At 69.3% G+C, this 13210-nt stretch carries 9 protein-coding genes; 7 read left to right on the top strand and 2 right to left on the bottom strand.

Features of this window, described 5'->3' with window-relative positions; genetic code table 11:
• Positions 1–112: 112 nt before the first annotated feature.
• Positions 113–1048, bottom strand: a complete 936-nt coding sequence (locus H521_RS0112290) for a M56 family metallopeptidase (RefSeq protein WP_022893322.1) — start codon at positions 1046–1048, stop codon at positions 113–115.
• 2 nt (positions 1049–1050) lie between these two features.
• Positions 1051–1425, bottom strand: a complete 375-nt coding sequence (locus H521_RS0112285; protein ID WP_022893321.1) for a BlaI/MecI/CopY family transcriptional regulator — start codon at positions 1423–1425, stop codon at positions 1051–1053.
• A gap of 108 nt (positions 1426–1533) precedes the next feature.
• On the opposite strand from H521_RS0112285, the gene H521_RS0112280 reads away from it, so the two are divergent.
• From H521_RS0112280 to leuS, 7 genes are all read left to right on the top strand, one after another.
• Positions 1534–2946: a cytochrome ubiquinol oxidase subunit I gene (locus H521_RS0112280; RefSeq protein ID WP_022893320.1), complete on the top strand. Its 1413-nt coding sequence runs from the start codon at positions 1534–1536 to the stop codon at positions 2944–2946.
• A gap of 12 nt (positions 2947–2958) precedes the next feature.
• Positions 2959–3963: a cytochrome d ubiquinol oxidase subunit II gene (cydB, locus tag H521_RS0112275; protein ID WP_022893319.1), complete on the top strand. Its 1005-nt coding sequence runs from the start codon at positions 2959–2961 to the stop codon at positions 3961–3963.
• A gap of 1 nt (position 3964) precedes the next feature.
• A complete protein-coding gene (gene cydD / locus H521_RS0112270) occupies positions 3965–5617 on the top strand; it encodes a thiol reductant ABC exporter subunit CydD (protein ID WP_026482233.1) in 1653 nt (550 codons plus the stop codon).
• Complete coding sequence (cydC, locus tag H521_RS0112265) at positions 5610–7364, top strand: thiol reductant ABC exporter subunit CydC (RefSeq protein WP_026482232.1); 1755 nt, start codon at positions 5610–5612, stop codon at positions 7362–7364. Before cydD ends, cydC begins: the two co-directional genes overlap by 8 nt.
• A gap of 106 nt (positions 7365–7470) precedes the next feature.
• Positions 7471–9006 (top strand): M20/M25/M40 family metallo-hydrolase, encoded by a 1536-nt coding sequence (locus H521_RS0112260; protein ID WP_022893318.1) that lies wholly within the window; start codon positions 7471–7473, stop codon positions 9004–9006.
• Positions 9007–9079: 73 nt separating this feature from the next.
• Complete coding sequence (gene pabB, locus H521_RS0112255) at positions 9080–10528, top strand: aminodeoxychorismate synthase component I (RefSeq protein WP_022893317.1); 1449 nt, start codon at positions 9080–9082, stop codon at positions 10526–10528.
• 73 nt (positions 10529–10601) lie between these two features.
• Complete coding sequence (gene leuS, locus H521_RS0112250) at positions 10602–13175, top strand: leucine--tRNA ligase (RefSeq protein WP_022893316.1); 2574 nt, start codon at positions 10602–10604, stop codon at positions 13173–13175.
• The last annotated feature ends 35 nt before the right edge of the window (positions 13176–13210 follow it).

Here is a 13210-nt window from a genome sequence, read left to right as displayed (position 1 = left end):
GAGCGTACCGACGCGCGCTGGCGACGACGTCAGACTGTGGGGGGATTCGGAGTGATCGGTGATCATACGGCGGTACCGCAGCCGCGTCGGATGGCCGCGGGACTGCGCAGCGTTACGAGATGCCGCCGAGGCTCACGAGCAGCGCTGCGATGGGCAACGCGACGATGAGCACCGCGGCCGAGACGACCGCGAGCCGGAGCGCGCGCGGCGGCCTCCGTACCGGTCCGCCGAGGCGGGCGAGCCGTGCCTCGAGCATCTCGATGTCAGGCACCACGCCGCCGGAGTCGGCGTACGCGCCCGGCTCGCCGCCACTGCCGACCTGGAGCATCGCGCGCCGAAGTGCGTCGTCGCCGGCGGCGTGGCGCGCCTCGTCGTCGGCCAGCATCTCGGCGAGCAGCGCGACCGAGCGTTCAGCCCGGTTGGCGATCGGAAACCAGGGCAGCGCACTGTGCCATGCGCGAAAAGCGAGCAGCACGAGGTGATGGAGCTGATCGAGGTGCGCTCGTTCATGGGCGATCACGGCTCGGAGTTCGAGTTCTCCGAGTGCCTCGATCAGGCCCTCGGTGAGCACGGTGGCCGTGCGGATGCCGGGCACGCAATAGGCGAGCGGGAGCGAATGGGCGAGCACGCGGGTGCGCGGCTCGCCAGGCAGCGGGTCGCCGAGCAGTGCGATGAGCTGGTGCTGCCGCCGGCGTTCACGTTCGGCCCGAACCGCGGTGAGGGCGAGGTTGAGCGCGAGATGAGCCGCCAGTCCCGCCGCAAGCGTGAGCGCCGCCAGGTGCACGACCCCGAACTCGGGTGGGATCGGCCCGATGAACAGGTGCGGGAGCAGGGCACCGGTTGCGGCGAGCAATGACCCGGCGGGGGAGGAGCCGAACACCAGCAGGCAGCCGATCATCGACAGGCCGCCGCCGAGCGCGATGGCCTGCCAGAGCGCGAGTGCGACAGCGGGCGACTGCGACGGCCATGCAGCACGGGAGAGCACAACCGGCACCGGCCATGCGAGGAGGAGCGCGAAGACGCCGAGCAGCGCGGCGACGGCGAGCATGGTCAGGATCGGGAGAGTTCGTCGAGGAGCCGGCGCAGCGTTGCGGCTTCACCCGCACTGACCGTGCCGACGAACCGTGCGAGCGCGGCATCGCGATCACTCGAGCGGTCGAGCACCTCGTGCATGAGTTCGGCCGTGTGCTCTTCGCGCGTGAGCAGGGCGCGGTACTGGTGCGGGCGCGTTTCGCGTGCGCGAGTCACGAAGCCCTTGCGCTCGAGACGCGACAGCACGGTCAGCACCGTGGTCGTGGCGACGGCACGGCCGGACTCGCCGTCGCGAAGCGCGAGGGCATCGCGAAGGTCGTTCGCTGTGAGGCCGGCGTCGCGCGACCACAGCACCTCCATCACGGAGCGCTCGAGTTCGCCGAGACTTGCCATGGCACCAGACTACCGTTCACCAGCCAAATGTTCTACGCTCTGTAGAAGATAGTTCTACGACGCGTAGAACTCGCGAGATCACGGCGTGAGACGTGCGAGAGGACATTCGTGAACGAGCTGCTCGACCCGCTGCTCCTGGCCCGATGGCAGTTCGGCCTCACCACCGTCTACCACTTCCTGTTCGTTCCGCTGACGATCGGCCTCGCGACGACCACCGCCGTCTTCCAGACGGCGTGGTACCGAACCGGCAAGGCGGAGTACCTGCGCATCACCCGGTTCTTCGGCTCGATCTTCCTGATCAACTTCGCGATGGGCGTCGTCACCGGCATCGTTCAGGAGTTCCAGTTCGGCATGAACTGGTCGGAGTACTCGCGCTTCGTGGGCGATGTGTTCGGGGCGCCGCTCGCGCTCGAGGGCCTGCTCGCCTTCTTCTTCGAAGCGACGTTCATCGGGCTCTGGATCTTCGGCTGGGACAAACTGCCTCGCCGCGTGCACCTGGCGACGATCTGGGCGACGGCGATCGGCTCGATCGCCTCGGCGTACTTCATCATCGCGGCGAACGCGTTCATGCAGAATCCGGTCGGTTACCAGATGAACGTCGAACGCGGCAGGGCCGAGCTGGTCGATATCGGCGCGCTGCTCGCCAACCCGGTCGCTCTCGCAGCGTTCCCGCACACGATCGCCGCGAGCTTCATGGTGGCCGCCGGGCTCATCATCAGCGCTGCGGCGTGGCATCTCGCGCGCAACCAGCACCTCGACACGATGCGTCCCGCGCTGAAGTTCGGCCTGTGGGTCATGGTCGGTTCCGGCATCCTCACGACGCTCTTCGGAGACCAGCTGAGCCTCGCGATGGTCGCGACCCAGCCGATGAAGATGGCCGCGGCCGAGGCGACGTACAACACGGTCTGCGGGGCGGATGCCTCGTTCTCGCTCTTCACCCTCGGCACCCCCGACGGCTCGAGCGAGCTGTTCTCGATTCGCGTGCCGTATCTGCTCTCGTTCCTCTCGACGCACACCTTCGACGGCTGCGTCGAGGGCATCAACGACCTGCAGGCGCAGTACCAGGAGCTCTACGGGCCGGGGGACTACGCCCCGATCATCTGGGTCACCTATTGGGCGTTCCGATGGATGATCGGCCTCGGCCTCGCGCACGTCTTCGTCGCGGTCGTCGGGTTGTGGGTGACCCGCAAGGGTCGCATGCCGAAGCAGGCATGGATCTGGAAGGTCGCCATCTGGAGCTTCCCCCTGTCGCTCGGCGCGATGATCGTCGGCTGGATCTTCACCGAGATGGGCCGGCAGCCGTGGATCGTGTTCAGCCTCCTGCCCACCGAGTCGGCCGTCTCGCCGAATGTGACCGGCCTCGAGGTGCTCATCTCGCTCGTCGCCTTCACGGTCGTCTACGGCGCGCTCGCGATCGTCGAGGTCAGGCTCGTGCTCAGAGCCATCAGGAAGGGCCCGCCCGACGTCGGGGAACCAGACCCCGAAACCGGTCGCCACGAACCCGCCACGACGGTCTACTAGAAGGAGACGGACATGGATCTCACGGTGCTCTGGTTCTGGATCGTCGCCTTCTTCTTCGTGGGCTACTTCGTGCTCGACGGGTTCGACTTCGGCGTCGGCATGTCGCTCCCGTTCCTCGCGAAGGACGACACCGATCGTCGCGTGCTCATCAACACGATCGGGCCGGTCTGGGATCTGAACGAGACCTGGGTGATCGTAGCCGGAGCCGCGCTCTTCGCCGCGTTCCCCGAGTGGTACGCCACGCTGTTCTCCGGGTTCTACCTCGCGCTGCTCCTGATCCTGCTCGCGCTCATCGCACGCGGAGTGTCGTTCGAGTACCGCCACCAGCGGCCCGAATCACAGTGGAAGAAGTGGTTCGACGGCATGATCGTCGTCGGCTCGGCGGTACCCGCACTGCTGTGGGGCGTCGCGTTCGCCGACATCGTGCAGGGCGTGCCACTCGACGCCGGACACAACTACACGGGCACGCTCTTCGACCTGCTGAATCCGTTCGCCCTGCTCGGAGGACTCACGACCCTGCTGCTGTTCTTCACCCACGGCGTGGTGTTCGCCTCGCTGAAGACCGAGGGCGAGCTGCGTGAGCGTGCGCGGCGATTGGCGGCGCGCTCCGGACTGGGCACGATCGTGGTCGCCGCGGTGTTCCTCGTGTGGACCGGCTTCGCCTTCGGCAGCTTCTGGTTCTGGGTGCTCGCGGCCGTCGCAGCGCTCGCATTGATCGGGGGGTGGCTCGCCAACGCGCGAGGCGCCGAACGCGTCGCGTTCACGATGCTCGCGATCACGATCGCCGCAGCCGTGCTCGCGCTGTTCGCCTCGCTCTTCCCCGACGTGATGCCCGCGTCGAACGACCCGGCCAACAGCCTGACGATCGAGAACGCCTCGAGTTCCGCGTACACCCTCACCGTGATGAGCTGGGTCGCGGTGATCGCGCTGCCGCTCGTGCTCGTCTACCAGGGCTGGACCTACTGGGTGTTCCGCAAGCGCGTCTCGCGGGCGTCCGTCGAAGCGTCGGCGCACTGAGGTGAAGCCGCTCGATCCACGCCTGATCCGCCGCTCGCGCTCCGCGCGCGGGTTCCTCGCGACGGGTGCCGCACTCGCTCTCGTGCAGAGTGCGGCGATCGTCGCGTTCGCCTGGGCGCTCGCCTCCCTCGTGACGGGCTTGATCGACGGCATGCCGCCGGCCGATGCGGTGCCGTTCCTCGTGCTGCTCGTCGCCGCGGCATCCGTTCGCGCCGTCGCCGCGTGGGTCTGGGACGTCGTCGGATCCGCCGGCGCGACCAGGGTGAAGGCCGAACTCCGGAGCGAGCTGCTCACGGCGCTCGAGGCGGAGCCCGAGGGGCTTTCCGGGTTCCCGACGGCGCGCATCGCCACACTGCTCGGCCCAGGCCTCGACGCCCTCGACGCCTATTTCGGGCAATACCTGCCGCAGCTCGTGTCGACGATCGTCGTCACGCCGATCCTCATCGCGATGGCGTGGATCGCCGATCCGCTGTCGGGGCTCGTGCTCGTGATCGTGCTGCCCCTCATCCCCGTCTTCATGGCGCTCATCGGCATGGCCACCCAGGCCGTGCAGCGTCGGCAGTGGGAGAGTCTCGCGTCGCTCTCCCGCGGATTCCTCGAGGTCGTCGGCGGTCTGTCGACGCTGATGCTCTTCCGTCGCGCCGAGCGCCAGACCGCGCGCATCAGGGCGGTCACCGACGACTACCGCTCGCACACGATGAAGGTGCTGCGCGTCACGTTCCTCTCGGGGTTCACCCTCGAGTTCGCCGCGAGTCTCTCGGTGGCGCTCGTCGCGGTCTCGATCGGGTTGCGGCTCGTCGCGGGCGACATGCTGTTCATCGCCGGGCTCTTCGTGCTCGTGCTCGCACCGGAGGTCTTCCTGCCGCTGCGCAACGTCGGTGCCGCATTCCACGCGTCGACCGAAGGGGTCGCCGCGTCGGTCGACGCGTTCGACCTGCTCGACGCGGCCGAGCAGACGGGCCGGTCTTCGGATCTCCGCGTGGTGGCCGTCGCCGATGCGACGAACGAGGTGACGGATGCCGCTGGCGGCCTGCATCTCCGTGGCATCCGGGTCGTGCGAGGCGACCGGGTCGTGCTCGACGATCTCGACCTCGATGCTGCTCGCGGTGAAGTCGTCGCGGTGACGGGGGAGAGTGGCTCCGGCAAGTCCAGCCTGTTCGCGGCGCTGCTCGGCTTCGTGCCGATCGAGGGCGTTGCGCGGCTCGACGGAGCGCGGCTCGGTGCCGGTGCCGGCGGCCGGTCGGGGGTCGCGTGGTCAGGCCAGATGCCGGCCCTCCTCGCCGGCACGATCGCCTCGAACGTGCGTCTCGGCGAAGAGCATGCCGACCCGGCGCTGTGCACGCGCGCGTGCCGGCTGGCCGGGGCCGAGCTCGACCCGGAACTTCGGCTCGGGCCGGGCGGCTCGGGCCTCTCGGGTGGCCAGGCGCAGCGCGTCGCGACCGCTCGTGCGATCCACCGACTGCTCGCACGCGACGCCGCACTGCTGCTCCTCGACGAACCGAGCTCGGCGCTGGACGCCGGCCGTGAGGCCGCGCTCGGCGACGCGCTCCACGAGCTCGCTGCCGCGGGCCGCATCGTGGTCGTCACGACTCACCGGCCCGCCCTCGCCGCCCGTGCCGACCGCATCATCGAGTTGGAGCCCGCGCATGTCTGATCCCGCCCGCACCATGCTGCGCCGCGCCATTCCGAGCCCGCGCCGACTCCTTCCCGCCGTGCTGTTCGGCATCGGGTCCGCCGGGTCGAGCATCGTGCTGCTCGCGTGCTCGGCATGGCTGATCGCCCGCGCCGACGAGCAGCCCCCGGTGCTCTACCTCTCGATGGCGATCGTCGGCGTGCGTGCATTCGCGCTCGGTCGCTCGGTGTTCCGGTACCTCGAGCGGTTGACCGGTCATGACGCCTCGTTCCGGCAGCTCGCCACGATCCGCGCGAGCGTATTCGAGCGCATGCTCCCGATCGCGCCGGATGGCATCACGGCGACGCGCCGGGGAGATCTGCTCGATCGCTTCGTGAGCGATGTCGACGAACTGCAGAACGTTCCTCTGCGCGCCGTGCAGCCGCTCGTGAGCGCGGTGATCGTGCTCGTCGCCGCCGTCATCGGCATCGGTCTCATCGCGCCCCAGTCGGCGTTGGCCGTGCTGGTCTGCCTCGTGGTGGGGATCGGGGCCGCGCTCCTGGTGCAGCAGCGGGCGGTCGCCCGCGCCGAACGCACGACGGCACCCCTGCGCGGCGAGCTCCAGGCTGCGATCGTCGAGCACGTGCAGGCACTCGAGGTGCTCGTGGCCTTCGATGCAGCGGGCGCCGGACGTCGCCGCATCGACGAGCTCGGAGCCAGGTATGCCGAGGCGACCCGCTCGCGGGCGGCGGCAACCGGTGTCGCAGCGGCGGCGATGAGCGCGATCGGCGGATTCGCCGTGGCCGCGAGTCTCGCCGCCGCGGTGCCGCTGCTGCAGTCCGGCCGCATCGACGGCCCGACCTTCGCGGTGCTCTGCCTCGTGCCGCTCGCCATCGCCGAGGTCGCGACGGCCGTGCCGCTCGCCGCATCGGCGCTTCGGCTCGCACGCGCGAGCGCCGCCCGGGTCGCGGGTGCCGTGCCCGACGTCGTTCCGGCCGGCATCCCCGTCATGCCGGACTCGCCTGCGGCGCCGCCCGCGGGGGACGCGCCGCCGACGATCGAGCTGCGCGGTGTGCAGGCGAGCTGGCCGGTGCTCGCGAGCCCTGAAGGTGGCCGCGGCGCATCGACCGCTGCTGGGACCGGCGATCGCCGTGGAGCGGCGCTCACCCGCGTCGACCTCGTGATCGCGCCCGGCGAGCGGATCCTCGTGCGCGGTGGCTCCGGAGCGGGCAAGACCACCCTCGCCCACGTGCTCGTGCGTTTCCTCGACTACGAGGGGTCGTACCGCCTCGGCGGCATCGAGGCCTCGACGCTCGATCCCGCCGACGTGCGCTCCATCGTCGGCCTCGTCGAGCAACGGCCGTGGCTCTTCGATGAGGACGTGCGCCAGAACCTGATCTTCGCCCGTGACACGGCGAGCGACGAGCAACTTCTCGAGGTGCTCGAGCGGGTGGGCCTCCGCGAATGGGTCGAGGAGCGCGGTGGGCTCGACGCCGCAGTCGGCGAGCGCGGCGCGCTCGTCTCCGGCGGGCAGGCGCAGCGACTCGCACTCGCCCGGGCGATGCTCGCAGGCTTCCCGGTGCTCGTGCTCGACGAGCCGACGGCGAGCGTCGACCCCGCGCGAGCCGATGCGCTCCTGCGCGACATCACCGAGGCGGCGAGTCGAGCCGGCCGCTCGGTGGTGCTCATCTCCCATGCCGACGTCGACGAGCGGCTCGTCGACCGGGTCGTCACGCTCGAGGGCGGGCGTGTCGCCGAGGAACACCCCTACCCCTCGACGATCTCCTGAGGTAATCTCACGGAATCGGCACTGATCGGCCCGAATCGATGCGGCGCCGCTGCGATGTCCGGCCCGCGGACGTCGCGAACACACAATCTCCGACGAAGGAGCAGCTGTGAACACTCGAACCCGAAACACGACGCGCATCGGAGCCATCGCGGCCTCGCTCGCCGTCTGCGGCGCCTTCGCGATCGCGACACCCGCCCAAGCCGCCCCGGTCGTCGACACCCGAGAGCTTCGGGATGCCGTGACCGTCGAAGGCGTGATGACCCACCTCGACGCGCTTCAGGCCATCGCCGACGCCAACGGCGACAACCGTGCGGCCGGCACTCCCGGCCACGTCGCGTCCCTCGACTACATGCAGGGTCTGCTCGACGCCGCCGGCTACGACACGTGGACGCAGGAGTTCACCTATGAGCGCACCGACTTCGGCGCCTCAGCACTGCAGCAGACCGCGCCGAACGCCGTCGACTACGTGCTCGGTGTCGACTTCTTCCCGATGGACTTCTCGGGCGAGGGCGACGTCACCGCGTCGGTGACCGTCGTCGACGTGAACCTCTCCGGAGACCACGCGACGACGAGCGGCTGCGAAGCGGCCGACTTCGTCGGCTTCCCCGCGGGCGACATCGCACTCATCCAGCGCGGCACCTGCAACTTCTCGGTCAAGGCCGACAACGCCATCGCCGCAGGGGCAGCAGGTGTCATCATCTTCAACCAGGGCAACGTGGTGCCGGGCGATGACCGGCTCGGACTCTTCGGCGGCACACTCGACCCGCCGGTGCGACCGATCCCGGTCGTGAGCGCACCGTACGCGCTGGGCGCCGAGTGGGCGACGACCGATGGACTCGAGCTGCGACTCAACCTCGAGGCCGAGGTCGTGCAGGTGACGACCGAGAACCTGTTCGCCGACACCCCGACCGGTCGCACCGACCGCACGGTCGTGGTCGGCGGTCACCTGGACTCGGTGGCCGAAGGTCCCGGCATCAACGACAACGGCTCGGGCACTGCTGCGATCCTCGAGACGGCGCTCGCGATGGCCGAGCTCGGCATCGAGCCCCAGAACCGCGTGCGTTTCGCCTTCTGGAGCGGTGAGGAGGACGGCCTCATCGGGTCGAGCTACTACGTCTCGCAGTTGACGCCCCGAGAGATCAAGGACACCGCGCTGAACCTCAACTTCGACATGGTGGGTTCGACGAACGCGGTGAACTTCGTCTACGACGGCGACGGCGACGCGCTCGGCGTCTCGGGACCCAACGGGTCGGGCGTGATCGAGGACGTCTTCACCGACTTCTTCGGCAGCGTGGGCGAACCGTCCGAACCGACCGACTTCGACGGTCGAAGCGACTACTTCGGCTTCATCGAGGCGGGCATCCCGGCGGGCGGCCTGTTCACCGGCGCGGAGGGCATCAAGTCGGCTGAGCAGGCGGCGATCTTCGGCGGCACCGCCGGCGAGCCGTACGACCCCTGCTATCACGCCGCGTGCGACGACATCACGAACGTCGACGAGGACACGCTCGACCTGATGGCGGATGCGATCGCCCACGCGACGCTCACGTTCGCCGAGACCACGTCCGCGGTCAACGGCACGGGCAAGGGCAAGGCGGTCGGCCAGATCGACTGGGAGTTCAAGGGCAACCGTTCACTCCGCTGATCATCGGCACTGACGGGGCTGCGCGAGCGATCGCGCCGCCCCGTCAGGCGAATCAGCGGCCTAGGCTGGGAGCGTGTCGCGTCGCATCCGAACCCGCTTGCTCTCCGGGTGGCGCGACCCCGAGCTCGTCTTCCGGGGCCTGTTCGCGGATGCGGAGTACGCCGTGTGGCTCGACGGTGGAGCGGATGCCATGTCAGGCATCAGCGTGCTCGCCGCCGCTCACGCCGCGAGTGAGTTCGTGACCGCCGACGCGACGCGAGGCACCGTCACGCGCAGCGTCCCGGCGGGGGCGGATGCCGGGAGCGTGACGCGCGAGGCATCCGTCTTCGACGTGCTGGCCACCGGGCTCCGGGACGCCTCGGTCGGGAGCGACGGTGTGGAGGTTCCCGGTGTCCTGGGCTGGTTCGGCTGGTTCGGGTACGAGCTCGGCGCGATCCTGAACGACGTGCCCGTCGAGCCGGCTGAGACACCGGATGCGGCATTCCTCTTCGTCGACCGGGCGATCGTCTTCGACCACCGGGCTCGTTCGGTGCGGCTCGTCTGGATCGACGACGACGGTGACTCGGCCACGAGAGCGGCACTGGAGGCGTGGTCGACTGATCTTGCTGCCAAGATCGAGCGGCTCGAAGTGGCAGACGCGCTGATGAAGTCGTCGGTCCCGGCTGATATACGGCCTGGCGATGCACCGACGCGGTGGCGACACGATGCCGAGCAGTACACACGGCTCATCGCCGAGTGCCAGGCTGCGATCGTTCGCGGCGACGCGTACCAGCTCTGCCTCACGAATCGGGTCGACGTCGACGTGCATCCCGATCCCACGGCGACGTACCTGGCTCTGCGCGCCTCGAGCCCGAGCCATCACGGTGGATTCCTCCGGTTCGGCGATACGGCACTGCTGAGCGCCTCGCCCGAGCAGTTCCTGCTCGTCGACACCGAGGGCCGTGTCTCCACGAAGCCGATGAAGGGCACCCGGCCGCGCAGTTCCGATCCCGCGGCCGACGCCGAGCTGCGACGCGAACTCCTCGCGAGCGACAAGGAGCGGGCCGAGAATCTCATGATCGTCGACCTCATGCGCAACGACCTCGGTCGCGTCGCCGAGCTCGGCACGGTCGAGGTGCCCGTGCTGCTCGACGTCGAGCAGTACGCCCACGTGCATCAACTCGTCTCGACGGTCACCGCTCAGCTGCGGCATCCGCTCACTGCCCTCGATGCAGTGCAGTCGGCGTTCCCGGCGGGCTCGATGACGGGCGCGCCGAAGCGCAGCGCGATGACGATCCTGCACGAGCTCGAGGGCGGCGCGCGCGGCGTGTACTCGGGTGCCTTCGGGTATCTCGGCGTCGACGGCAGCGCCGACCTCGCGATGGTGATCCGCTCGATCGTGCTCACCCCGAGTGGTGCGAGCATCGGCACCGGCGGAGGCATCACCGCCCTCTCGGTCGCCGCCGAGGAGGTCGAGGAGACCCGGGTGAAGGCGAGGGCGCTGCTCGCGGTGCTCGGCGCGGAGCTGCCCACCTCGGAGTGAGTAGGCTTGACCTTCGAGCGCGCCGTGTTCCGGCGCGCCCGGAATCCCCGAGCGATACACGATTGAGAGTCACGTGGCACACGACCAGGACCCAGCGCACGCCGACGCCGGCGCGTACGACTTCGCCTCCATCCAGGCGAAGTGGCTTCCCGTGTGGGATGAGTCCGAACCGTTCCGCGCCGGGCTTCCCGGCGACACGAGGCCGCGCAAGTACATCCTCGACATGTTCCCCTACCCCTCTGGTGACCTGCACATGGGGCACGCCGAGGCCTTCGGCTACGGCGACACCGTCGCGCGGTACTGGCGTCACCAGGGATTCGACGTGCTGCACCCGGTCGGCTGGGACTCCTTCGGCCTGCCCGCCGAGAACGCGGCCATCAAGCGTGGCATCGACCCTCGCGGCTGGACCTACGCGAACATCGAGCAGCAGAAGAAGTCGTTCCGCCAGTACGCGCCCTCGTTCGACTGGTCGCGTGAGCTCCACACGAGCGATCCCGAGTACTACAAGTGGAACCAGTGGCTGTTCCTGAAGCTCTACGAGCAGGGCATCGCCTATCGCAAGGCCGGGCAGGTCAACTGGTGCCCGAACGACCAGACGGTGCTCGCCAACGAGCAGGTCATCGACGGTCACTGCGAGCGCTGCGGCGCGGTCGTCACGAAGAAGGCGCTCACGCAGTGGTACTTCCGGGTCACCGACTACGCCGACCGCCTCATCGACGACCTCAACCAGCTCGAGGGCGCCTGGCCGTCGAAGGTGCTGTCGATGCAGCGCAACTGGATCGGCCGGTCGTCGGGCGCTGACGTCGAGTTCGAGATCGAGGGGCGCGATGAGCGCGTCTCGGTCTTCACGACGCGCCCCGATACGCTGTTCGGCGCGACCTTCATGGTCGTCGCGCCCGATTCCGAGATCGCGGCCGAACTCGCGGGCGGGGCGTCCGCCGAGGTGCAGACGCGCTTCCAGGACTACCTCGAATCGGTGCGCGCCGAGAGCGACATCGACCGGCAGTCGACCGACCGGCCGAAGACCGGAATCTTCCTCGAGCGGTACGCGATCAACCCGGTGAACGGCGAGCGCCTCCCGATCTGGGCGGCCGACTACGTGCTCGCCGACTACGGCCATGGCGCGATCATGGCCGTGCCCGCGCACGACCAGCGCGACCTCGACTTCGCGCGCGCGTTCGGCCTGCCGGTGCGGGTCGTGGTCGACACGAACGCACCCGTCACCGGCGTGATCCCCGTCATCCCGCTCGACGAGAACGGCGACCCGTACCTGCCCGACGACCTGCCGAGCGAAGACCCGGCGTCGACCGGCATCGCGCTCGCCGGCGAAGGGCGGCTCGTGAACTCCGGCCCGCTCGACGGGCTGTCGAAGTCAAACGCGATCCGTCGTGTGATCGAACTCCTCGCCGAACGCGGACTCGGTCGTGCGTCGAAGAACTACCGCCTTCGCGACTGGCTCATCTCGCGCCAGCGCTACTGGGGCACCCCGATCCCGATCATCCACTGCCCGGAGTGCGGCGAGGTGCCGGTTCCCGAGGCCGAGCTGCCGGTGCGGCTGCCGGATGCCGCGGGGCTCGACCTGAAGCCGAAGGGCGCGAGCCCGCTCGGTGCCGCCGAAGACTGGGTCAACGTCGCGTGCCCGAACTGCGGGGGAGCTGCGCGCCGCGACTCCGACACCATGGACACCTTCGTCGACAGCTCGTGGTACTACCTGCGGTACCTGAACCCCACCGACGACGCGCGCGCGTTCGACCCCGCCGAAGCCGAGAAGTGGGCGCCTGTCGACCAGTACGTCGGCGGTGTCGAGCACGCGATCCTGCACTTGCTCTACTCGCGATTCATCACGAAGGTGCTCTTCGACCTCGGCTACCTGAGCTTCACCGAGCCGTTCACGTCGCTGCTCAACCAGGGCATGGTCATCATGGACGGCACGAAGATGTCGAAGTCCAAGGGCAACCTCGTCGAGTTCGCGAGCGAGCTGCAGGCGCACGGCGCCGATGCGCTGCGCGTCACGCTCGCCTTCGCGGGCCCGCCCGAAGACGACATCGACTGGGCGGATGTCTCGCCGGTCGGCGCCTCGAAGTTCCTCGCGCGTGCGTGGCGTATCTCGGGCGAGGTCGCCTCGAGCCCTGATGTCGACTGGAAGACAGGCGACGCGGCGCTCCGCCGTGTCACGCACCGCCTGCTCGCCGACGCCCCGAGCCTCGTGGAGGCCTTCAAGTTCAACGTCGTCGTCGCGCGACTCATGGAGCTCGTGAACGCCACCCGCAAGGCGATCGACTCCGGCGCGGGCGCCGGTGACGCTGCGGTGCGCGAGGCGGCCGAGGTCACGGCGATGATCCTCGATCTCTTCGCTCCGTTCACGGCCGAAGACATGTGGCAGCGCCTGGGCTACGAGCCGACGGTTGCGCTCGTGCCGTGGCGCAAGGCCGACCCCGCGCTGCTCGTCGAGGAGTCGGTGACGGCGATCGTGCAGGTCGACGGCAAGGTGCGCGACCGCATCGAGGTGTCGCCGAAGATCACGGGTGACGACCTCGAGGCGCTCGCGCGCGCTTCGGCCGCCGTGGCCCGTTCGATCGGAGAGCGCGAGATCGTCAACGTGATCGTGCGCGCGCCCCGGCTCGTGAACATCGCGACCAAGGGCTGATCCCGGCGCGCGACTCCTCCTCGACAGGGTGAGGA

This window comes from Agromyces subbeticus DSM 16689, assembly GCF_000421565.1.
In the GTDB taxonomy this organism is placed as follows: domain Bacteria; phylum Actinomycetota; class Actinomycetes; order Actinomycetales; family Microbacteriaceae; genus Agromyces; species Agromyces subbeticus.
This window is presented reverse-complemented; position numbering and strand designations above follow the sequence as displayed.

Excerpts from the sequence above, each read along its gene's own strand:
- H521_RS0112285 (WP_022893321.1), bottom strand. The coding sequence starts at position 1,425 with ATGGCAAGTCTCGGCGAACTCGAGCGCTCCGTGATGGAGGTGCTGTGG.
- cydB (WP_022893319.1), top strand. The coding sequence starts at position 2,959 with ATGGATCTCACGGTGCTCTGGTTCTGGATCGTCGCCTTCTTCTTCGTG.
- cydC (WP_026482232.1), top strand. The coding sequence starts at position 5,610 with ATGTCTGATCCCGCCCGCACCATGCTGCGCCGCGCCATTCCGAGCCCG.
- H521_RS0112290 (WP_022893322.1), bottom strand. The coding sequence starts at position 1,048 with ATGCTCGCCGTCGCCGCGCTGCTCGGCGTCTTCGCGCTCCTCCTCGCA.